At 46.0% G+C, this 22,568-nt stretch carries 15 protein-coding genes; 2 read left to right on the top strand and 13 right to left on the bottom strand.

Annotated elements, in window-relative coordinates:
• Nucleotides 1-317: 317 nt before the first annotated feature.
• From QUB35_RS19320 to QUB35_RS19305, 4 genes are all read right to left on the bottom strand, one after another.
• Nucleotides 318-3,002: a carboxypeptidase-like regulatory domain-containing protein gene (locus tag QUB35_RS19320; protein ID WP_333143394.1), complete on the bottom strand. Its 2,685-nt coding sequence runs from the start codon at nt 3,000-3,002 to the stop codon at nt 318-320.
• A gap of 106 nt (nt 3,003-3,108) precedes the next feature.
• The gene (locus QUB35_RS19315) at nt 3,109-3,972 is read right to left on the bottom strand and encodes a fimbria/pilus periplasmic chaperone (protein ID WP_333143393.1); all 864 of its coding nucleotides are present in this window, start codon (nt 3,970-3,972) and stop codon (nt 3,109-3,111) included.
• 22 nt (nt 3,973-3,994) lie between these two features.
• The gene (locus QUB35_RS19310; RefSeq protein ID WP_333143392.1) at nt 3,995-4,546 is read right to left on the bottom strand and encodes a hypothetical protein; all 552 of its coding nucleotides are present in this window, start codon (nt 4,544-4,546) and stop codon (nt 3,995-3,997) included.
• Between the two features lie 270 nt (nt 4,547-4,816).
• Nucleotides 4,817-5,482: a hypothetical protein gene (locus QUB35_RS19305; protein WP_333143391.1), complete on the bottom strand. Its 666-nt coding sequence runs from the start codon at nt 5,480-5,482 to the stop codon at nt 4,817-4,819.
• 1,056 nt (nt 5,483-6,538) lie between these two features.
• On the opposite strand from QUB35_RS19305, the gene QUB35_RS19300 reads away from it, so the two are divergent.
• Nucleotides 6,539-7,792 (top strand): S-layer homology domain-containing protein, encoded by a 1,254-nt coding sequence (locus QUB35_RS19300; RefSeq protein WP_333143390.1) that lies wholly within the window; start codon nt 6,539-6,541, stop codon nt 7,790-7,792.
• A 127-nt stretch (nt 7,793-7,919) separates the two neighbouring features.
• Here QUB35_RS19300 and QUB35_RS19295 read toward each other — a convergent pair whose 3' ends face one another.
• The 7 genes from QUB35_RS19295 to QUB35_RS19265 form a co-directional block, all read right to left on the bottom strand.
• Nucleotides 7,920-8,429, bottom strand: a complete 510-nt coding sequence (locus tag QUB35_RS19295; protein WP_333143389.1) for a pentapeptide repeat-containing protein — start codon at nt 8,427-8,429, stop codon at nt 7,920-7,922.
• Nucleotides 8,430-8,542: 113 nt separating this feature from the next.
• Nucleotides 8,543-9,892, bottom strand: coding sequence for an LCP family protein (locus QUB35_RS19290; RefSeq protein ID WP_333143388.1), 1,350 nt, complete (start codon nt 9,890-9,892; stop codon nt 8,543-8,545).
• A 14-nt stretch (nt 9,893-9,906) separates the two neighbouring features.
• Nucleotides 9,907-10,254, bottom strand: a complete 348-nt coding sequence (locus tag QUB35_RS19285; RefSeq protein WP_333143387.1) for a DUF6717 family protein — start codon at nt 10,252-10,254, stop codon at nt 9,907-9,909.
• A 585-nt stretch (nt 10,255-10,839) separates the two neighbouring features.
• Nucleotides 10,840-12,015 carry an aminotransferase class V-fold PLP-dependent enzyme gene (locus QUB35_RS19280; protein ID WP_333143386.1) on the bottom strand — a complete coding sequence of 392 codons (1,176 nt, stop codon included), beginning with the start codon at nt 12,013-12,015 and terminating at the stop codon, nt 10,840-10,842.
• Nucleotides 12,016-12,169: 154 nt separating this feature from the next.
• A complete protein-coding gene (locus QUB35_RS19275; RefSeq protein ID WP_333143385.1) occupies nt 12,170-12,775 on the bottom strand; it encodes a molybdenum cofactor guanylyltransferase in 606 nt (201 codons plus the stop codon).
• Nucleotides 12,776-12,931: 156 nt separating this feature from the next.
• Nucleotides 12,932-14,002: an anthranilate phosphoribosyltransferase family protein gene (locus tag QUB35_RS19270; RefSeq protein ID WP_333143384.1), complete on the bottom strand. Its 1,071-nt coding sequence runs from the start codon at nt 14,000-14,002 to the stop codon at nt 12,932-12,934.
• Nucleotides 14,003-14,219: 217 nt separating this feature from the next.
• Nucleotides 14,220-15,194: a LysR family transcriptional regulator gene (locus QUB35_RS19265; protein ID WP_333143383.1), complete on the bottom strand. Its 975-nt coding sequence runs from the start codon at nt 15,192-15,194 to the stop codon at nt 14,220-14,222.
• A gap of 626 nt (nt 15,195-15,820) precedes the next feature.
• On the opposite strand from QUB35_RS19265, the gene QUB35_RS19260 reads away from it, so the two are divergent.
• Nucleotides 15,821-19,228 (top strand): PAS domain S-box protein, encoded by a 3,408-nt coding sequence (locus tag QUB35_RS19260; RefSeq protein ID WP_333143382.1) that lies wholly within the window; start codon nt 15,821-15,823, stop codon nt 19,226-19,228.
• 20 nt (nt 19,229-19,248) lie between these two features.
• Here QUB35_RS19260 and QUB35_RS19255 read toward each other — a convergent pair whose 3' ends face one another.
• A complete protein-coding gene (locus tag QUB35_RS19255; RefSeq protein WP_333143381.1) occupies nt 19,249-21,465 on the bottom strand; it encodes a polysaccharide biosynthesis tyrosine autokinase in 2,217 nt (738 codons plus the stop codon).
• A complete protein-coding gene (locus QUB35_RS19250; protein WP_333143380.1) occupies nt 21,452-21,766 on the bottom strand; it encodes a transposase in 315 nt (104 codons plus the stop codon). Before QUB35_RS19250 ends, QUB35_RS19255 begins: the two co-directional genes overlap by 14 nt.
• Nucleotides 21,767-22,568: the final 802 nt, after the last annotated feature.

Below are 22,568 nucleotides of genomic sequence, written 5' to 3'. Positions count from 1 at the left end.
GCCCGTCCAAAAAGGACGGGCGGGACGCCCATCCCACAATAACAATTAAAATTGTAAGTTATTTAATTCGCGATCCTTAATATAGTTAACTAATATCAAACGGCTTTGTCCCTCAATACTCCAGACAGTTTTTGGAACGATATTACAAGCTTACGCGGGGCAAGGATCATAAAAAAGTCGAATTAAATGCAAGTCTGGGGTGGAGCTGACATTGATTTAATTATCCACAGGGGCTGCGAAGTCAAGCGAGAATAAGCCATTGGGCTATATAAAAAGTGTGCGGACTATTGTTTATAGATGGACTCATTTAATAACTCTCACTGGTTACGAATGGAACTGCCACCTCCAGAATTAGGCAATTGCAGGTCTTGATCAAATAAAAAATCATCACGTATTTCTAACGTTCGCGTGGGTAAACTTAAGGAGGAATCTGGTAAATTTTGAGGTGCTATCCTTAGTGTATAACGGCCGATGGGGACACCATCAATCCGATACAAGCCAAACTGATCGGTGGCAGTAGTTTTGATAACTTCGCCTGTGGCATTGAGCAACTCAACTTTGATACCTGCAACCGATTTGCCATTTGCATCCAGAACTCGTCCTGCTAACCCAAATTCTGGCCTGACCGTAAAATATAAACTGGTAATCGCACCAGCCGCAACCTCGGCGGTATAAGTTGTTTTCACAGGAACTAAGGCAAAAGGTAATTGCTCTGGGTCTAATTCAACAAGATAAACACCTTCAGGTAAATTGCCGATCAAAAAATTCCCTTGGGAATCAGTTTTAGTGCGCGTAAGGAGATTATCGCGACTGACCTCAATTTCAACACCCTCTAATTTTAAACCAGGCAAATTGCTCCCCCCTTCGATCTGAATGCGACCAGTAATTTGACCCCGGTTTTGACCGATAGCACTATTTTGAGCTGGAATAAATCTGCCTTGATCAACAGTAAAACCTGCAACTAAACTCACAATTAATTGTTGATCGTTAAAGCTTTGAAATGAACTTCTACCGGGCAAACCTTGATACTCAGCCCGAAGCAGTACACCAGAAAATACAGGCAAACTCGCACCAATAATCGGCCTTACTGCTCCAGTTTCATCAGTGACAACGCCTAAGCGATAACTGAGGCGATTAAGGCTGAAAGGAGTATAACTATAAATCGCACGGTAGCGAGTGGAAAGATTCCCGCCAAATTCCGCACTTAAGGAGAGTTGATCTTGTAAACTCAAACTATAAGCAACATCTACCAGTTTGCGATCGCCCGTGACATTGGCAGACAGCCTAACGGCGTTATTAAGCTGGTAGAACGCATCCAATACATAACGACCATCTAGATCGGGCCTGCCACTTAAATAAAGGCTTTGCATAGGACGCCAGTTAAAAACGGGTGCCAGGTATTGAGCAGAATTTGTTTCATCCTGGCGACTGCGGGCAATTAAGCCCAAAGTCAAGCGATCGCTTACTCTATAACTGAGGTTCGCACTGTGGTCAAATCGGCTCCTTTCTTGATTGCTAGACAGGTAGCTGGCTGGAAAAAATTGAGAGGTGGCGAAGAACTGCCAGGACGGAAGCTGAGCCTGTAACTCTGAAGTGTACGCTGTTTTTCCCTTCGAGGTGCCCACAGAAGCAGCTAAAGTGAGCGGGTTAGCAACTTGCCAAATAAAACCTGCTTCTGCTTGCAATCTAGAACCGCCTTCGTTACGACTATCCGGCGCATTTTGCACCCCAGTTTCCACTGTAAAATTATCAGATAAGCCTTGCCTAAACTGATAAAAAGCAGTTGGCTGACTGGCTGGTTCAGAATTGACTCTGCCTATATTCAGCTTATCGAACAAGTTACCACTAACCCCCGCCCCAGCCAAGTGAACAAACCTACCTGCGGGCAGCAATAGATCGGAAGTACCGATTCTTAGCTGACGGATTTCAGCAGGGGAATTAAAATTATTCCGATTATAAATTAAAAAATCGATTTCGTTGACTGTAGCAGATAAATTAACATTTAAAAATTGGTATTCTCCATTCAGCCCGACCTGTTGCTGGGCAACAACAGTACCATCAACTCGCAGTTGCACAAAACTCCCAGGAGGAGCTTGGCCCCGAAATGTCCGCAGTGGTGCCGCTCGCCTAGGCAAAAGTTCAGTTCCCTGACTGGTGTCATAAAAACGTCCAGATGGGAGGTTGGTATAGGCGATTTGTGCCCCTGTCATATCCAGATTTGACAGCAGGGGATGCAGTCCAATCTGCTGTCTGCCTACTTGATAGCGAACTTCGCCTTCCCGCTTATACCAAAAGTATTCAGTGAGTGTTTGTTGATCCTGAAAATTGTTATCTGCACGGATGCGCCAACTTCCACCCCAAAGCCGCCCTCCCAAGACTGTAGAACTGAGCAGAGAACTGCTATTACCATTTTGAGAAAAATCCAGGTTTTCTCTCACAGTGGAAAAGCTGGTTTGGGGAGGGCGTACCTCAGCTTTAAGCTCGGTTTGCTGCGAAGCTGACCTAGCATTCGGCTGCCAAGGTAAATCGATCATCAGAGCAACTTCTGAAGCATCGAACTCAATCGGTGTGGCTAATTTTTCTGCAATGAGCGTATCGGTCAGGTAAATGAGGCCGTTAATAGTTTGGTAATCGCTCGGCTCTAGTTTCGTCGTGCCTAAAGGCGTGCTAATTTCGATGCTGCCGTTAGCAGAAATTTTTACAGTTATCCCAGTTAATTTAGCAAAATCATCTAGAGGAATGAGAAAGGTATTCTCATTTCTTAAAACTTCTAGATTGCCGACTTCTTTGCCTCGAATAACGACCCCTACTAATAACGTCTCGGGCAGTATCTTAACTTCATTACTAGGGGCATTTCCCTGTACCAATAAGCTGTTATTGCTGTTAAAGGTGGCAGGTTGCTGCTGCGAATTTGAAAATTTTTCTAGCTGCTTGACAGTATTAATCGCCTCTGATTTCTGAAATAAAATAGGAGGCGTCAGAGAGAGAATTAGGGATAACATATAGAGTCCTTGCTAGCCTTTATTAATAAAATTTGGCAAGGGAATTTATTCGCTAAAGTTGAAATCTAGCGAATAAAAACACAAGCTTTCAATTGTCAATCCTTAGCTATTGGGCGCTAGGAGCAATAGTAAAAGGAATTCCCTCATCTATCGGCGTGCCGCTCAGATCGCCGTTAATATCCAAAACGTACTTGCCGGGAGGAAGCTTTTTGGTGGTGTTCAGGGGAAGTTTGCGGCGGTTGTTGGGCAAAATTGGGAGCGTTGGTAAACCGCTTGCTTCCCAGACTCCATCGGGTAATTTTACATCTTTTGTGGCGACATTGGGGATGGGTTTTGTTGCGGCCGCGCCCGGATATTTTTCAGCCGACCAAATTGCATACTCTCCCGCCATCCGAATGTGAGAATTTCCTTGACTGGATATATCAAAAATAGCTGTAACTGGATTACCTTTATCTTCCACTTGCACAGAATTTAAGACACCAATTCTTTTAATATTACCGGCATAGCCGTAGACTGCGACTCCCAATCGACCAACAACGATCGCAGCACTCGATTTATTCTTAGCAGAGGGAACTTCCTCAAAGAAAATCATGGCTCGGTGTTCCCCCTCTTCTGGTTTGACGCGGGGGCGCACTGCAATGCGGACTGTTTGCGCTTTTCCGGGAGGAATTGTAAAGCGCAATGGATTAATTAACAGCCAGCGATCGAGGGATTTCTCTGTAGAATCAACAATTTGTACTTGATTGTTTTCATCTTGCACCCAGTTAGAGGTGGAGACTTGAATTTCAAGCGGTTGGGAATCACTATTTATTAACCGAATAGATTCGTTTTTCCCTGAAGAGTCAATCTGCAACTCTAACCGGGGCGGACTCACGGCAAAATTGCCAGCAATTCCGAGATCGCTACCAATCGCGATCGCTCCCAATACTGTAGCTATTGCCCAGAACAATTTTTTATTCAAATAGTGCATTTTCTCTAGTAGTTTGTAGTTTTTAAGGAAATTGTACCGTAACTCTTAAAGTTCCTTGGTATGCTCCTGCAACTTCAGCTCGCTCTAAGTTCAATCTAAACTCCACTCCTCCCTCGATAATATCAAAATTATTTTCGCGGGATACTCGAATCGGCGGCAAAGGCTGCAATGTTACCTTAATTTCCGAGTTGGGATGTTCGGGATTGCTGAGGGAATTGCTGCGCCCGTTTCCTGCGATTAAGTCATAGCTAACAGAGACAGATTGTAGCGGCCGATTTGCGGGTACGCGCATTTGCCAAAGAGAAGGAAGCGAGCGAATTAACTGAGAGTTAATTTGAGGAGCAGCACTCAGTATTTGCTCTCTCGTAGAAAATTGCTGAACGGTTGGACTTAATAAAAATTCTGATGGGCTAATCGGTGGTAAGACTAATGTTGGCCTAACTAATAACTGATAACCTTCATCTTGTCGAGCGGATGGGGGAACAGCCAGAGCAGTTGCTTGAAAGCAGGCAAATGCAAACATTGTAGCCAGACAAGTTTGCCCTTTCACATTTAGTGATTTGAGGCTTTTCATAAAATTTCTCCAAAACAGTGTTCCCATCGCCTTTAGGCATGGGAGGAGTTTTTCCAGCTTCAGTGTTAGAGTATATTTGCCATCTTTAATCTCAAACTAGCCAGAGCTTTTCTCGCCTTTAATTAATTGTCTACCTATAGTTGTTGAAGCTGTGAATATAAAATAGAGCAATATAGGTACAGTTAGCACCTATATTGCTGCTATAAAAGCTTTCTACAAATAAGCTGGTTATTATCCCGGCATCCCAGTGCAGCTTACTTTGATAAAGCACTACTGATTGGTAGCTGTAATTGTTATTGACCCGCCATTATATAATCCGGATGATTTAGCGTTTGTTAAGTTGAAGTTGAGAGTCGCAGTTCCTTGGTATGCGTTGGGGGCACCTAGCCCAGTTGTTGGAGTAGTCGCTGTACCACCAGATGTGACCGTCATGGTCATAGTATCGGATCCAGTTACTGTATTGGTCAATGTACCTGTTGTGACAGCAACGGTAATATTAGCTCCGGCCGAGGAATTCGTCAAAATAGTATAAAGCTGGCTAATTGGTACAGCGACTGAAGCAATACCTGCAAGTGAAGTGGTCGTTAAAGGGGTACTTCCAGTTGTCGTTCCTCCTTGAACGAGTAATCCCCCTGATGCATTGCTAGCACCGAACAACTCAGAAGCAGTAAAAGTGAGAGCAATGTCACCAAACGTCGTTAGTTGAAGCACCTTAGGAACTTGCACCCTCACAGGTACGTTGGCGTTGGCGCTCTGCGCCAGTACCGGCGACGAGAATAGGCTACTCGCTAAGGCGGCGGGAGTCGCTCCCAGCGCTAAGCAGCTCAATAATTTCCAGGTTTTCTTCCGTGCAACGTGGGCAGGAGTTGAAGTGACGGCAGGTGCAGAAAAAAGATTTTTGAGAGAAGAAAATAGAGAAGAAGATAGAGATGGCATAGTTTAATACAGTAGTTGCAGTGACTAAGTAGTAGTTCCGAATTAATTACACAATATTTCTACTGAAACCCTTGCCTAGCAACGAGTCTTTATGTAATTAATTTTTTGTGGTTACTTATGATAACCAGTATAGACCCAAAGGCTGACTTAAGCAAGGGCCATTGGCAAAAACTTAAAAGCGACTAGATTTTGTCAATACTCCTTTAGGCAGAAATATAATTAAATAATAATGATAATCCAATAAGGGGTAAGGGTGGGAGAGTCCGCCGTAAGCGGACTCTCCCACCAACAGCGATTATCATTATTAATAAGTTGTGGTCTCGATTGGCGTGGCACTGCGATCGATAACAGTGACGGACGATCGATAATAATGGTGGACGCAAGATAATAATGGCGGGCGCGAGATAATAGTTGCACCGCCAGCGCACGGCAGCGTCGGGGAGCGCACGATCGATGGCGAGCGTTGGTACGATCGAACGATAGAATTGACAAATAATTGGGCGAGCGATGCCTGGACCAATATTTCTTTGATACATCTTCTCAAACCCTCTTGACAACTGCCATACAAGCTTAACTTGTTACGAATGAGCAAATGCAAAGGGTATCCCCTGCTTACAAGGCAGCGCTCGATTGTTGGGAACTGCGGGGTAATCTGTGGTATCAGAAACAATAGTCCGGACAGTTTTTAATCACTAACGGCAGAATGCGAGTTTCAGCCTTCTCAGGGAGGTCAAATGCTAACGGTAGAATGAGGGTTTCAGCCTCTGTCTCAAAAACTGTCCGGAGTATTGGTCCCTAAATCCTGTTTATTGCAGAGACAAGGTAGATAAGGGAGATAAGCAACATAAGGATTTTAAAGAATTTAAGCATTTTAAAATTCCCAAAGAAGCATCAAAATATTTATTTTAAAAGACCGTATCTTCCCTCCTCAAAAAATTAAAATATTCAACAATGATTACATAACTGAGGGGAAAGCTAGTTGGGCAGAAATAAATCAGCCTATCAAAAGCTTACTTTTCCTCAATAAAAAGCTTGTGTAAATTGGAGAATCAAAAAATGTCTGTATTACATCGCATTAAATCTGGTACATCTGTTTTATTAACACTGGGAACCGTTGCCGGAACCGCAGCGCCGATGCTAGCTCCCGCGCCTGCTTTTGCTCAGACAGCTTTTTCGGATGTTAATAATAACTACTGGGCAAAAGACTTTATTCAAGATTTGTCCGAAAGAGGAATTATCAAAGGATTTCCCGATGGTAGTTTTCGCCCGGATGCACCGGTAACGCGGGCTGAATTCGCGGCAATGGTGCGTTCTGTGAAAAAGGAAAAAACCCGCGCTGCTGTAAGGTTTGCCGATGTTCCGTCTAATTTTTGGGCAAGCGGGGCGATCGCCGAAGCTTACGAAATGGGATGGATGTCTGGCTATCCCGGCAATGTTTTTAGGCCGACACAGCAGATTCCTCGCGTTCAAGTTGTAGTCGCTTTAAATAACGGAATGGGCTATGAGCCTAGGTGCGATTTTCAAGATGTTCTCAGTTACTATAATGATGCGGGTGAGATTCAAAGTTATGCTGTCAAAAGCGTTGCTGCTGCTACTGAAAAACAGTTAGTTGTCAGCTATCCCAATCCTAAATCTCTCAAACCGAACAAGTCAGCAACACGAGCTGAAGTAGCTGCTTTTATCTATCAAACATTAGTCAGTACCAATCAAGCAAGAGCAATTAATTCTCCTTACATTGCCAAGATTGATGTTAGCGAGTCTGTTGCTGTGCAAATTCCCAGGGGGGTGACTATCCCAATCGAGTATGCAAAAGGCAAGATTTTGCTCGGCCCCAATGACAAGTCTCCAATTACGCTGACTGTAGCTGCGGATATCACGGGCAATAATGGTCAAGTGCTGATACCCGAAGGCTCGAAAATTAGTGGCGAATTGCGATCGACTGCTTCGGGCGTTCAGTTTGTGGCTCAAGAATTAAGTATACTCAACGGCAGCAGAGTGCCTCTCAATGCCACTTCGCAACTGATTACTAGGAAAGAAACTGTTACCAAGGGCGTTAATGTTGGTAATCTGGTTAAGAATACGGCCTTGGGTGCAGCAGCAGCGGCGGCGATTGCAGGTGTTACGGGCGATCGGGCGATCGCGACAGAAGAGGTGCTCGGCGGTGCGGGAATCGGGACTTTGATCGGGGTATTTTTGGGTAGAGATAAAGTCGATTTGTATGCTGTTAATCCCGACACCGATTTAGATTTGCTGTTGAATTCCGATTTGGTAGTTGGTACTGCCAGCACAGACATTTGTAGCGCTCGATAGAGCCGATACTTGGAAATTTCCTCAAACCCCTCGCCTTGCAGGAGAGGGGCTTTAATTTGTGTATTTTACCTCGCTACAGGTGCATCTAATCAAACAATTACTCAGGATTTTTTTTACTTGTAAATTTCTACGGACATCCCAAACTTTCGCGGGTAGAAACTCCCGTCACGGGATTGACCCCATCTGCTTTCTCGCACAGGATACTCACTTGATAAGCGTCGATAATCGCGTCAGTAAAATCAGCGCCGGAAATTGCAGCATCAAAAAACCGAGTTCGAGTCATAATTGCCTCGGTAAAATTAGCATTCATCAAATTAGCGCCGTCGAATGTAACTCTATCTGCCAAAGCACCGGAGAGGTTGGCACCTGACAAGTTGGCATTCAGCAAAACTCCCTTAGTCAAAATCGCATTAGTTAAATCAGCACCTTGAAAATTTGTTCCCCGCATTTCAGCAGCGACAAATGTTCCGCCCGCTAAATCCGAGTTGGAAAAATCGCGATCGGACAAATTAATATTTGTGTAATTAATACTTGTTTTCGGCAAGGCAAATGCCGGAGTAGCACTCAGCAGCACCCACCCAACAGCCAACACTAAACTTAAAACCAGGCTCAGGAAAATTCGGAAAACACTTTTCATGATGATGGGAATGGGGAATTGGGCATAGTTGACTGTTGACTGTTGACTGTTGACTGTTGACTGCTGACTAATGACTAATGACTAATGACTAATGACTAATGACTAATGACTAATTAAAATCGTTTTACCCAATCTTCGCCGACGCGAAGCGTCAAGTCAGAATTGATTTCACCCGTAGAAGATGCTTCAATTTTACCGCCGCCTAACTCTTTTCGCAGTAGATTGGCTGCCTCTAAATCTCCTTGCTGAACAATAATTTGACTTTGACGCTGCTTCTGGGGCGAATCCTGCACTACAGATACATTAAAAAAGCCCTTTTTTCGGAGAAATTCAGCAACGGTTTTTGCGGTTGTCGGTTTGCTAGAAGCATTTTGGACAGCTATTTTGAGGTTTTTGGGCAACAGGGAGTCGCTGGGATTGCGAATTCGTCCTTGTTGAAAATCCGGCACGCCCAGGTTCAAGTATTGTGTCATAATGCGATCGCGCCCGATCGCATCTACAATCCAATAACTCCTCAAATCCCCTGTTTCTGAACTCGATCGTCCAGGCAACATTACCATTTTAAAATTATCTCGCTCCAATTGCAAACCGAAATTGGCCAGCGTCAATATTTCCTCATAACTTAGGTTTGTATCCACATATTTTTGCATCAATCGAACAATTTGTGGCAAGCGTACCAATACTGATGGACTTGCGAGGCGATCGCGAATAGCTTGAATTAAAGATTGCTGCCGCTGAATGCGGCCGATATCTCCTAAACCGTCGTTGCGAAATCGAGCAAATTGTTCTGCTTGTTCTCCGTTGAGAGTTTGCCATCCCTGACCTAAGTTTATTTTTAACTTTTGGGCGGTATCTGTATAGGACATTGGGCGAGGTACAAATACCTCAACTCCGCCTAACAAATCGACTAATTCCCGAAACGCATTGCTGCTGACTCGCACGTATCGTTCAATTGTCGTATTGTTCAGCATACTGCTAACCAATCGCGTCGCCAAAGCTGCTCCTCCTCTAGCATTGGCTTCGCTAATTTTGCTGAAGCTAATTCCGGGAACTTCGACTTTAGTATCTCGCGGGACTGAAAGCAAACTAATAGATTTATCTCTAGGATCGAGGTGCAATAAGAGTATTGTATCGCTGCGACCGTTAAATATCTTAGGGCCATTGGCTGCAGCTTCCGGCACGCGGTCAATTCCCAATATCAAGATATTAACTGGCCGCGAGAGGCGGTATCCTGAGCGGTTGGAGGATAGATAGTCAAAGCCAGTCGCCTCTAATACTCTATTGATAATTGGCGGTTCCACGGGAGCTAACAGGGCAGTAATTGCCCCCAATGTTGCCGAGATGGCGGCTGTGAAAACTAAGAAAAATAGCCCCACTATATAGAGGAAGAATTTAGGCTTTTTTCGAGATGTTTGAACGACTGGTGTAACAAAGTCTCTTTTAAAAATTGACAAGTTTTTCATTGACTTGCTGTTGGTTATTGCAGTTTTTCAGCTTTGCAGTAAAACTTGGGCGGTGCTTCGGAAAAGTATTTCAACATAGCCGGACACAGCCAGCCTTCGAGATTTTTCGATTCCCACCGATACCAGTTACCGCCGTATTCTGCTTTCAACCACAGCATTTCTGCTTGATATCCGGGAAATGGATTGGCTGAAAATAAAAGTCGGAAACCTTGAGCGGCATTGGGAATGTCTGCGACAAGCGCGTTAATCATTTCGGGGACGCCCTGAACAAATGGTTCTCGGACAAGTCCGACTCGCTCGTCGTCAAAAACCCAGGTGTACTGTTCGCGATAGGGGTAAATTACCATCATGGCATTGGACATGGTATTTTCCTCTTTTCATTTCCTTTGTTTTGTCTGCAAAAATGCAAGTTTGGATACATTATATTCTAATACCGTTTAGTTAAGGCCGATCCCCCCTAACCCCCCTTAAAAAGGGGGGAACAAGAACTTGCTCAAAGTCAACCCCTACTCCCCAACAACCAGGGGGATGCTGCAAGGAATCTCCGAGGAATAAACAGTTTTAACCCAAGCGTATTGCATTATATTCTGTGGCGCGGAAATTGTTCACTATCCGATTTGACAACCCTGTTTTAACTTAGGAAATCTTGCGGGTTATTTACAAACTTTGTTTGGGTTGGGCGGATTGGTGAAGTCTAGGCAGTTCGGGCTTTAGAGCTGTTTTTTTAGTTTTTTTAGTTTCGGTAAATGGTAGCAAAATCAAAGACGCTTAAGGGTGATTTATTGCAGGATGTTTTCTTTTAATTGTGCCTAGTTTTATAACCCTTATTACCTTTGTAGTAATGACGAATAGTCTGTATTCTCCCAAACTATGAGGACGGACACCCTAACTACAAACATTTAAAGGTTTGTAGTTGGGTGTTATGTTTATTTTCGGGAAGCTCCTACTCAAATTCTCGTCAGCTCAACCAGCGCCTTAGCCAAATATTGATACTGCGGCAAAGTATTGTATAACTGAGCCGAAATCCTCACCAACTGCTTACTAGCATCCGGCCAAGGAATCACCGGAACTTCAATTTTAAAAATCTCCCACAGCGCCTCTTGCAAAGGTGGAATTCCTCCCTTTGCAACCTCATCAGACTGGCCGTCTGCCAGTGGCACAACAGCCATCGAACCCACCATTTCATCAGGACAAGGCAGCGGCAAATCTAATTTGTCCGCCAATATTTTTCTCCCCGCCAATGCTAAAGCATGATTCTTTGCCCTCAATTCCGGCCAGCCGCCACTCAACAAAGAACCCATAAAATCAATAGCCACAGGTACGCACAAATAGGGACTCGGATCGACTGTTCCCATCCAGTCAAATTCTAATTGAAAGCGCGATTTATCAGCGCGCGGCGAATTAGCACCGTGACTGATTGTAGTTGGCCGAATGGCATCTTGCTTGTCGCGCCGCACGTACAGAAAGCCCGCACCTTTCGGCGCGCACAGCCACTTGTGGCAATTTCCCGTATAATAAGCCGCGCCAATTTCATCTAAATTCAGTGCTACCATTCCCGGCGCGTGAGCTCCGTCTACCAATACATCCACGCCACGGTTAGCTAACTCGCCCACTAACTGTTTGATGGGAAAGATTAAACCAGTTTGACTCACAACGTGGTCTAATAAAGCTAACTTTGTTTGCGGTGAAACGCACTTAATTATTGCTTCAATAATTTGGTCGGGTGACTCAATGGGAAAGGGGACTTCTGCTACTATTACTTTAGCGCCTGTACGCTCGGCTACAAAATTAAGTGTGTTCCGGCAAGCGTTGTATTCCTGATTTGTAGTGAGCAATTCGTCGCCCGGAGAAAAACAGAGCGATCGCAAAACAGCATTTACTCCCGTCGTCGCATTCGGCACAAACGCCAAGTCCTCGTCAGCCGCACCAATAAATGCTGCTAACTGATTTCTGGCATTATCCAACAATGGTTCAAATTCCCGCATTAAAAAGCGCAAAGGTTCTCTTTCCAGTTGTTCCCGAAAAGCGGTTTGCGCTTCGAGTACGGGAATCGGACAAGCCCCAAAAGAGCCGTGATTGAGGAAAGTTATATCGCGATCGAGCAACCAATATTGGTTAATCATTAGTAATTAGTCAGTAGTCAGTAGTCAGTAGTCAGTAGTCAGTAGTCATTAGTCAGTAGTCATTAGTCATTAGTCAGTCAACTGTCAACTGTCAACTGTCAACTGTCAACTGTCAACTGTCAACTGTCAACTGTCAACTGTCAACTGTCAACTGTCAACCGTTAACCATTTTACCTTTTAATTGCTCAAACTCTTCTAATGTATTGCAATTCGATAACATTACTGCTTCTCGTTCCCCTACAGGTAGAGGGATTGCGGAGATTTGATTTAACCACACTTGAAAGGAACGTCCCCCTTTGTCAATAAAACTTTGCAAGCTGGGCAGAGCTTTTTGGCGGTAGAAGCCACACAAAGGCTCCCAGCGCGAATTTTGATAAGGCACAACTGCTAAAGTTGATGGGGGAAATTCTGTTAACTGACTCGCCCACTTCAGAATAATCTGGGCATCCAACAAAGGCAAATCGCAAGCTAACAGTAAAATCCACTCGGCGGCTATTTCTTTCAATCCCTGAGTCAATGCAACCAAGGGCCCGGAGCCCGGATTGTACTCTACCAGAAATTGGGATGTTTCGGTTAAGGTCGATCGATAGCGATCGGGCCAAGCAGTCAGAACATAAACTTCGGGGGTTACAACTGCGGCAACTTCCAACGCCCGCTGCAAGAGGGATTTCCCCTCTATTTCCAGTAGAGCTTTATCCCTACCCATCCGCGAACTTTGACCGCCTGCAAGCACAATTACGGCAATTTTATGATTGGTCATTAGTCATTAGTCATTAGTCATTAGTCATTAGTCATTAGTCATTAGTTATCGCAAGAATTGTCTGTTTTGAACAGGCAAGATGCCTGTTCCACAATTATTGGAGATGTCTAGTAGTCAGTAGTCAGTAGTTAACTGTCAACTGTCAACTGTCAACTGTCATTCTAAACTCAAAACACTAACGGCTTGGCTAACTTCCTCAAGTTTTTGCACGACTTGACCGCTACTCAATAAAGTTTCTGCCTCAATTAAACCCGAACTCATATCCAAACAAACTCCGCTGCGCCACAGATAAAAGCCGCCGTTCCAGATAGCTGACTGCATCAATTCCGAGGGTTTTCCCAGCAACACTTCCTGCATTTGTTTTAATAACTCAGAGGTTGATTCCAAGGCCGGATTTGTGCTGCTAAAACCGTAATCTCCGTGGGCTAAAAGCACTCGTTCAAACTCAGCGTCCGGCTTAGCAATGCCGATAATCGCAGTACGATCGCGCGGCAAATCGCAGCTTCCCTCCAATCCCTTGACGGTGGTATAATTTTTGATTCCCCGCAGCTCAAAGGCTTTTTGAAACATACCTTCTGTCGGCGGGTGGACATAACCCGATATAACGTTAACGTCGCCAGCACAGGGACACCACATCAACTCCATTGTCGAAAAAGGTGGCCGTTTACCAATTTCGCGGCGGTAGGGAACTAAAGCGGCGGCTTGAGGAAAATGCTTGGGAAGATAAACAAAACCCAAACCCGTATTGTCAAAAACTTGCTGGACTTTTTCTAAACTCAGTTTTCCCCAATTCACTCCCAAACCGCGCCAAATTTCCATCAGGGGGATGCCTTCCTTGGTTGGCATGGTATCGCCCCCGTGCATGATGGTTGGGACGCCAGATGCGGCTAAAATTAGGGCGGTTATTGGGCTAATTGGAGCCGTGCGCGATCGCCCGTCGTAAGCAACGCCAAACACGGCGACGGTAGAGACGGAAAACCCTTTTTCTCGGTTTGGGGGGGCAAGAAGGGGCCCCAATTGTTCATAAGCATCGAGCATTCCGGCTAATTCTTCCCCAGTGGGCCGTTTAATGCGGTGGGAAATCATAAAAGCTCCGATTTGAGCCGGTGTTGCTTCTCCCAGCAGCATCATCCGCGTGGCTGCTGCTGCTTCGGAGCGAGTTAAGTTGTCTCCTGTGTGTACTCCGCTGCCAATTTTTCGCAGCAATTCTCTAAATGCGTCACTCATAACTTGTGAAGTTAGTAATGGGTAGTTGGTAGTTAGTAATTGGTAGTTAGTAATTGGTAATATTTGAACCGTTTTAAATTTAAAATTCCCAAAATTCAATTCAAAATTATCGAATTATACCAGTTCCCAAAAAGAAGGCAATTGTTGGAAATATCCAAACCATTATTTCATCAGTCATTCCCAATCTAAAATCTAAAATCTAAAATCTAAAATGGTATTAACTCCCTGATTTTTCTAGCTTGATTACATCACATGGCGGCACAAATTCGCGTACCAGATTCCAGAAATGGGCGATCGGCGGAATTTGCATTCGATCGTGAGTTGTCACCAACACCACTTCGCGAGTCCAAGTGGGCTCTGCTGCCAATTGACCGATCGTCGAAACCTTGGAATTTGACCGATCTGGGGCGATCGACCGAATTGCTAAAGTGCGATCGCCCTTGGCGTCCACCAAAGCTGAATGCGGCAGTAAAGCAATCAACTCTCCCTGTCGCACCACACCCCGAAAAGCATCAAGAGTGTTGAGTTCCAAAACAGCATGAAGTTTAGCACCGATGCGTCCAAATTGTTCTTGCACCATCCGCTGCATTCCGTACCCGTCCTTAAACACCACTTGCGGGTAACAAATCAATTCCGGCCAAGGTACTCGATCGTACTGGGCCAGGGGATGACCCGCCGCCATCAACACCTCGATCGGCTCATTGTAGAGCACCTCAACCAACATTTCCGGGGCTTGAGTAAAATAGCGGTTGTTCATCACCACCGCTATGTCCACCAAACCATCTTTGAGGACTTTCAGAGCTCGATCGCTACCGAGGGCAGTCACCCGCAATTGTACGTCTGGATAGTCGCGGCAAAACTTTTGCAGCACAGGTGGCAAATAAGCAGCGCAAACCGAGTGAATCGCAGCCACGCAAAGTTCCGGCTGCTTTCCCGCCCGTAAGTCTCCCAATTCTTCAGCAGCATTTTGCCAAGTCTGACAGATTTTGCGAGCGTGAGGCAGTAGGCATTCCCCTCCCACAGTCAGTTTCGCGTGGGCCGTGCGGTGAAACAGCGACAAACCCACTTCCGCTTCTAATCCCTGCACTTGGCGGCTAATAGTCGATTGGGTAACGCCACACTTCCGGGCCGCTTGCTGAAAGCTACCAGTTTCAGCAACTGAAAGAAATGCTTGAAGCTGCTCTAAGCGCATGGATGTTTAATTCGAGATGGTTTCAGAAATTTTACTGGAAGATAATCTGTGACATTAACCGATTTAGTAGCAGAATTTAGTAGACTTTGATACAGGTACAGATTAGTTTTGATTCCGGGGCCAGAGGCGGGGATGCTACGCTCCAAGCATCAATCTGCTCCGGCAGGATTTCTGAGCCTCCAAGTAGAGGTCGATTCTCCTATTATGTTGAAGGGATTTCTGAATCGGCAAACTTCTCAAAAAATAGATTCCATAAAGATGAATTTATCGAATATTGCAAGCTTCTAGCTAAACCGTTTCAATGAACGGCACTTTAGTAATCCCTTCCTCAAGTGCGCTCGATTGCTCTGTTTTTTAGTAAGTTGTGAATTCAAAATATAGCATTGAATTTCGTACCTCCTTGGGAATTATAGTATCTGACTCTCCCTAAACCTCTCAATAAATGTACGAATATTGTAGGCAGGTTAAAACCTACTGTGAACTTTGCTCCCCAGACTAAAGTTACTCTTGTTTTAGGTTTTTTTGTGTATAAACTAGAAATTAGCGGGTCAGCAACACAAGTGCAACTAGGATCGATCGCACAGGAAAGCCGAAATGCTGCCATTTATTAAGCATTTATTAAGATTATGTCATTTAACCACAATTTTATTCCCCAAGATGGCTGTTGCCAGTGGCAACCCCAGTTGATGGGACTGCACGCCGTCAGCGATGTGTTAATTGCCTTGGCTTATTATTCAATTCCAGCACTTCTGACATACTATGCCCGGAAGCAGCGAGACGTGCCTTTGAGCAAGGGCTTTCTCCTATTGGGAGCCTGGTTTTTCTGCGGCGGGACAACTCACTTGATGCAAGTTTGGATGCTGGTGCATCCCAGCTACTGGCTGTCAAGTTCGATCGCAGCCTTAACCGCTATCATCTCTTTGTGGGCTGTAGCATCCCTGATACCCTGGGTTCCTCAAGTGTTGGCTTTGGCTGGGGCAGCCTTTTCACCAGGAAATACGGCGCTGGGAACCCAAAAGGTCGATCGACTGCAAGCCGACTCTGCTATTAAAAATTCCCTCCCCTCCCTCACAACCGAACTCCAGCAAATTAACCAGCAATTGCTTGCAGAAATAACGCAGCGCGAGCGAGTCGAGGATCTCCTGCTTGACACTGTAGGCAAGCTGCAAGAAAGCGAAGAACGCTTCCGCGTTTTTCAGGAATTATCTCTAGACGGATTTAACGTATTCCGCAGCATCCGCGACGAATCCACAATTGTGGATTTTGAATGGGAATACGTCAATCCCGCAGCGGCCAAAATGCAACACCGTACTCCTGAAGAATTAATCGGCAAGCGATTGCTGCAAGTGCTGCCGGGCCATAAAGATAACAATTTATTCGACAGTTACGTGCAAGTTGTAGAAACAGGAATTCCCCTCGATACCGAGATTTATTATAACAACGAAGGCATTGTCGCCTGGTTTCGGATTATGACCGTTAAATTGGGAGACGGCATTGCTATTTCTTTTAGCGATATTACTGGGCGAAAGCAAGTAGAAGCATCCCTGCGCGAGGCGCTGCAAAAACTCACTTCTCATTTTGAAAATACGCCCCTAGCGGTGATTGAGTGGGATGAAAACTTTCGTCTCAGCGGGTGGTCGCCGGCGGCACAGAAGATTTTTGGATGGGAAAAGATAGAAGTTTTAGGCAAGCATTTTAGCGACTGGGACTTTATTTCAAAGGGCGATTTATCAGAGGTAGAATCGGCAATTTATAGTTTAAAAAAACCAGAAAATCGCTGCAATGTAGTTCGCAACAGCAATTATAATAAGTCGGGTTCGTTGGTACACTGCGAATGGTACAATTCGGCTTTTTACAGCGATTCGGGACAGTTGGTATCGGTGCTGTCTCTGGTTTTGGACGTGACGGAACGCTTTAAATTTCTGGAAGTGCTGCGACAGTCTGAAGAGCGGTTTCGGATTGCTGCAGAAAGTGCCAGTGATTTAATTTACGAATGGGATATCGAAACCGGGATCGTGCTGTGGTTCGGTCACGTTGACGAACATTTGGAGTACGCAAAAGGCGGATTTCCGAGGACAAGAGCAGCTTGGAACAGTATCTTGCACCCGATCGACCGCGATCGAGTTTTAGCCGCAGTCGATCGGTATTTGAGTGCCCCAGACAGTTCTGCCGCCCCATTTTTTCAGGAATACCGCGTTCAGTGCCAGGGGGGTGGCTTGCTCCATTGGATCGATCGGGGCAAAGCAGTGCTTGACAAACAAGGTAATCCCTGCAAATGGATCGGCGTGATTAGCGACATCACCGCTCGCAAAGAGGCCGAAGAACAGCGGAATTGGGCATTGGCGCGGGAACAGGCCGCCCGTCGCCACGCCGAAGCCAGCGAACAGTTGTACCGCGTCCTCGCTGAAGCCATCCCGCAAATAGTTTGGACTGCCAGACCCGACGGCTGGCTCGACTACTACAACCAGCGCTGGTTTGAATATACCGGCTTGACGCTGGAGGAAACTCAAGGCTGGGGGTGGCAGCCAGTTTTGCATCCAGATGACGTGGAAAACTGCCTAGAACGCTGGAATACCTCCGTGGAGACGGGGAGGACTTACGAGGTGGAATACCGCTTTAAACGGGCATCTGACGGGGCTTACCGCTGGCATCTGGGCAGGGCATTGCCCGTGCGGGATGCTGAGGGGAAAATTATCAAGTGGTTCGGGACTTGTACGGATATTGACGATCGCCAGCGAGCGACCCAAACAGCCTATTTTCGCGCTCAAGCTTTGGCTGTGCTGTCGTCGGCTTCCCTGGATTACGAGGAGGCGCTGCAAGGTTTGGCAGATTTAACAGTACCGGCGCTGGGGGATTGGTGCTGCGTGCATTTGGTCGAGGCCGACGGCTCGATCCGCTTGCACGCAGTTGCTCATTCAGATCCGAGCAAAGTCGCTCTGCTGTGGCAAATCGATCGGCGTATGCCGCTAGACCCCCAGGGACGGCACGGAGTAGCAAAGGTGCTGCGGACTGGGGAGTCGAAGCTTTACGCCGAAATACCGGAATGGGTGATCGAGGCGGTTGTGCCCGACAGGGAACTGCAGTTGGTGCTGCGAGCCCACTCCCAGGTGCTGTCGGCAATCTGCGTGCCACTGATCGCTCGCGGGCGGACGCTGGGAGCGATTTCGTTGCTGTGCGGGGAGTCGGGCCGCCGCTGCAGGGAGAGCGATTTAGTTTTGCTGGAGGATTTGGCGCGGGATGCGGCGGTGGCGATCGACAATGCGCGGCTTTACCGGGAAGCAGCGGAGGCCAACCGAATTAAAGACCAGTTTTTGGGAACGCTTTCTCACGAGTTGCGGACGCCTCTGAACGCGATTTTGGGTTGGGCGCAGATGCTGCGGCAGCGCCAGATGAGTGCTGAAAAAACGGCTGTCGGTTTGGAGACTATTGAGCGAAACGCGCGGTTGCAGACTCAGATGATTGAGGATTTGCTCGACGTTTCCCGGATTGTCAGCGGCAAAGTGTGTTTGAAGCTGTTCCCGGTGGATTTGGCACGGATTGTAGAAACGGCGGTGAAGGCGCTGAGCCTTGAGGCTGAAGCTAGGGGAATTGAATTGGTGAGTTTTTGTGGCGAAGGGGTGAGCTCGGTGAGGGGCGATGCTACTCGTTTGCAGCAGGTGGTGTCTAATTTGCTCTCGAATGCTATTAAGTTTACGCCGCCGTCGGGTCGCGTGGAAATCACGCTCTCGGAGGATGGGGAACCGGGAACAGCGGGTGGCGCCATCTTGTCTGGGCCGTCTCCGGTTCACTCTGTTTCGATCGTTGTCAGAGATACGGGAATTGGCATCAGCAAGGAGTTTTTGCCGTTTGTGTTCGATCGCTTCCGCCAAGCTGACAGCACTTCTACACGCAATTACGGCGGGCTGGGACTGGGATTGGCGATCGTCCGTCATCTCGTGGAACTCCACGGTGGCAGTGTCTGGGCCGAAAGTCCTGGGGAAGGACTCGGCTCGACTTTCGGAGTGCGGCTGCCAATAACAAAAGTCAACAGTTAACTGTTAACTTTTGTTATTGGTTACTGGTTATTCGTTATTTTATTGATGCCAGGACTCTGCTCTTGAGCGTAAGATTCATTGGTAAAATAGTAATGGCTGTGCGGTTCGTTTTTAGGACTTACTCCATTTACCACTAAGCCCAGAACGTGTTGGCTTGATTTCTTCAATAGCTCCTTCGCAAAAGCCACAGTACCAGAATGAAGAACTCCAGGTCGCACAACCAATAAAATCCCATCTGCTTTATTCCCGAGAATCAGAGCATCAGCAGCAACATTCAGAGAAGGAGCATCAATAATCACTGCATCATAAGTAGCCGAAAATTGCTTAATCAATAAAGTGATCCGCTGTGAATCCAAGAGAGCCATTGGATTAGGCGGAATTACCCCGCAAGTGAGCACATCTAAATTATCCATGACTTGGGCGATCGCATCGCCAAACCCAGCTTGTCCAACTATCACATTGCTCAAACCTACTTGATTGGGAAGTTCCCAAATCCGATGTTGAACAGGACAGTGCATATCCGCATCTACCAGCAAAACCTTCCGTCCTAATTGAGCTATAGCTACAGCCAAATTAGCGGATACAGTAGACTTGCCTTCTTGCGGTAGCGAACTACTGACAACAATCACTTTCAGCTCTTTATCAGAACTCAGGAACCTCAGATTTGCCTGAAGCATTCGGTAAGCAGCACTGCTCGAAGTATGAGGAGTATCTCTCACAACAATCTGTCGGGGAGATTGTTCTAAATCCTGCGAAGCAGACTTAAGTCGCCAGGAATTGCGCCGAGGATTTTTTTCAGACTTTCTATGGAAAGGAATCACCCCCAACAAAGTAAACCCAAATAATTCCCTCGCCTCTTCAATAGTTTTGACAGACTTATCTTGAGATTCTAAAAGCAGCGCCGCAGCTATACCCAGCAGAGTTCCCAACAAGCCGCCAGCTACCAGCAATAAAGACTTGCGAGAACGGACTGGTTCCTCCGGAACACTCGGCTTTTGGATAATCCGAGCATTCCCCACTTGCTGATTTTCAGTAATCCGAATTTCCTGGAGTTTTTTTTGCAATTCCTGATAATCAGCTTCGGCTTCTTGGAGTTTTCTTTCTAGTTCCCGCTTTTCCTTCTCTAGCTTAGGCAAAACTTTTACCCGCTGCTTGTAGCCAGCTAGAGCATTTGATAGAATAGTAACTCGCTCAGCCAAACCCTGGCGTTCTACATCTACCTTGATAAATTCTTCGATCAGTTTGGGTTTCACCTCTCCTATCTGTAAACTTTGATTTTGCAAGGGCTGTTGCCCCCCTAAAACTTGTTGTATTTGTTGGTCTAGTAAAGCTTTCATCGTAGCTTTCTTAGTTTCTAACCTAGTGATTATAGGCGAATTGTCCTGGTAGCGATTTTGCTCAATTGCTAACTGCCGCTCTATTTGTTTGTATTCTTTGAGAGCTTCCTGCACAGTGCTAGATTGGCTGAGGGTGCTGGCGGTCAATGCTTGCTGGGGATTCATTTGTAATTCGTCTTCAAATGCTTTAGACTGAGCACGGGCCTTGAGCAAATCAGACTTAGCTTGGTCGATTTGACTTTCTAGTCCCGCCATAACTGCCACTGCTGATTTAGCTTCTTCTTCAAGATTTACAACTTTATTCTCTTCTTTAAATTTGCTCAATTCTGCCGCTGCTTTCCGCATAGCTTGGTCGGAATTAGGCAGTTTCTTTTCAATAAACTGTCGCACAGACACAGCTTCTAGGCGATTCACTTTTTGATTGTTATCTATATAAAAATTCATCATGGTTTTTACGACATCGGCTGCTATTTTTGGGTTTTGGTGTTTGTATGAAACCGTTAGGATATCAGCTCCCCGAATAGTAGCTACTGTCAGCTTTTTTAAAAAATCTTGTGTTTTTAGTTGATTATTTTTTTCGTCTTTGATCTGGAGTCTCTTGATAGTTTTTTCGATATTTTCGACAGAACGAATCAGTTCTATTTCGGTAGTCAGAGGGTTACTTTGCTCCGCCGCCGGAGTCAACTGTCCGATTTCTTTTCCCAATTCTGTTAAAGCAGAGCCAGCAGTTGTTTTCTTAAACAACAGCTTTCCTTCTGCTTCATAAACTGCTTTTTCCTTCAGCGTGCCGTAGGTGGTGAGTGCAACAACCGAGGCACATACAGCTAAGGCTGGCAGCCACCTGCGCTTCAGAATCTGCCAGTATTCCGGAAATCCGATACCACTTTCAGTTGATTCCATCTGTTACTCCAGAAAAATGATTTTTTGTAAACTCTAACACCCTAGGGCGTGTTTTTAAACTATAACCACAACAGACAAAGGCGAGCGTAATCATGGCTGTATAATTTCCAGCCAATTTCTCATATCGGGTAGCAATACGTCTCCATTGCTTGAGTCGGTTGATAGCAGATTCAACTATATTGCGTTGACGGTAGATTTCACGGATAAAAGGATCGCGACGCAGTTCATTTGAAAGTCGTGGGATGGTAAAACGGATACCTCGCCGACGTAGATCGCGAAGGATGCGACGACGTGCCAGCACCTTTGTCTCCTACGAATCTTTCAGGGGGTTGACGCGGAGGACCTGCACCAGAATGCGCTTACTGCTCCTTGTTCCATCAATGGTTCTAAAAAAATTGACTTGTTACGTTGACAAGCGACTCAGAATAAAAGTTATAGGTTTACCTTTACCCTCACTTTAACGTATGTGTATTTGGGTACTAAAACCACCACGAGAACGACCTAGTTTTTCCTGTGATTCGCCTTCTTTTTTCCACCATAGCCGAGAGTTGGCGGGTACGAATCACGGTTCGATCGACGTAATGAACCGGATAGTCTAGCTTTCGGAGTTGGTCCGTATCGGCTTGTAGGCCTTATAAGACTTATTTCCTTTGATCGGCTTTTTGCCACCGATAAAACCGTGTTGCCACCCTGAACCCACTTACTATAACGTTTTGGCGGGTCTCACCACGGAGTCCCGGTTGTGAGTATCGACATAATGCCATTGACAACTTGTCGATGGTCGTGGCGCAGGCTTACCGGTTTTGGGTTGGAGCGGTGGTAGTAGCGGTTTTAACTAATCCCACTGTTCCGTACTTAAGTCTCCAAGGGTTCCTCAAGACTCCCTGCCGGAGCACGCCTATTTTCGAGGATACAACGAGGCAAGAAAACACGCCCTAGGCTTTTAAACTCATTATTGAGGATATCCACTGTATCACTTAAGTCAAGCATTGTCATGGTTTTAACACATATATTGTTTGCCATCCCCCTAGAGAAATATTTTTGGTTGAAATTATGTAAATAATTGTAAAGTTCTGAGCGATCGAACCAGTAGTAGGAGAAGA

It is taken from the genome of Microcoleus sp. B13-B6 (genome assembly GCF_036705405.1).
In the GTDB taxonomy this organism is placed as follows: Bacteria; Cyanobacteriota; Cyanobacteriia; order Cyanobacteriales; family Microcoleaceae; genus Microcoleus.
The sequence above is the reverse complement of the archived record's forward strand: the minus strand, read 5'-3'. Positions and strand labels throughout refer to the sequence as shown.

Excerpts from the sequence above, each read along its gene's own strand:
- QUB35_RS19320 (WP_333143394.1), bottom strand. The coding sequence starts at position 3,002 with ATGTTATCCCTAATTCTCTCTCTGACGCCTCCTATTTTATTTCAGAAA.
- QUB35_RS19315 (WP_333143393.1), bottom strand. The coding sequence starts at position 3,972 with ATGCACTATTTGAATAAAAAATTGTTCTGGGCAATAGCTACAGTATTG.
- QUB35_RS19310 (WP_333143392.1), bottom strand. The coding sequence starts at position 4,546 with ATGAAAAGCCTCAAATCACTAAATGTGAAAGGGCAAACTTGTCTGGCT.
- QUB35_RS19305 (WP_333143391.1), bottom strand. The coding sequence starts at position 5,482 with ATGCCATCTCTATCTTCTTCTCTATTTTCTTCTCTCAAAAATCTTTTT.
- QUB35_RS19300 (WP_333143390.1), top strand. The coding sequence starts at position 6,539 with ATGTCTGTATTACATCGCATTAAATCTGGTACATCTGTTTTATTAACA.
- QUB35_RS19295 (WP_333143389.1), bottom strand. The coding sequence starts at position 8,429 with ATGAAAAGTGTTTTCCGAATTTTCCTGAGCCTGGTTTTAAGTTTAGTG.
- QUB35_RS19290 (WP_333143388.1), bottom strand. The coding sequence starts at position 9,892 with ATGAAAAACTTGTCAATTTTTAAAAGAGACTTTGTTACACCAGTCGTT.
- QUB35_RS19285 (WP_333143387.1), bottom strand. The coding sequence starts at position 10,254 with ATGTCCAATGCCATGATGGTAATTTACCCCTATCGCGAACAGTACACC.
- QUB35_RS19280 (WP_333143386.1), bottom strand. The coding sequence starts at position 12,015 with ATGATTAACCAATATTGGTTGCTCGATCGCGATATAACTTTCCTCAAT.
- QUB35_RS19275 (WP_333143385.1), bottom strand. The coding sequence starts at position 12,775 with ATGACCAATCATAAAATTGCCGTAATTGTGCTTGCAGGCGGTCAAAGT.
- QUB35_RS19270 (WP_333143384.1), bottom strand. The coding sequence starts at position 14,002 with ATGAGTGACGCATTTAGAGAATTGCTGCGAAAAATTGGCAGCGGAGTA.
- QUB35_RS19265 (WP_333143383.1), bottom strand. The coding sequence starts at position 15,194 with ATGCGCTTAGAGCAGCTTCAAGCATTTCTTTCAGTTGCTGAAACTGGT.
- QUB35_RS19260 (WP_333143382.1), top strand. The coding sequence starts at position 15,821 with ATGTCATTTAACCACAATTTTATTCCCCAAGATGGCTGTTGCCAGTGG.
- QUB35_RS19255 (WP_333143381.1), bottom strand. The coding sequence starts at position 21,465 with ATGGAATCAACTGAAAGTGGTATCGGATTTCCGGAATACTGGCAGATT.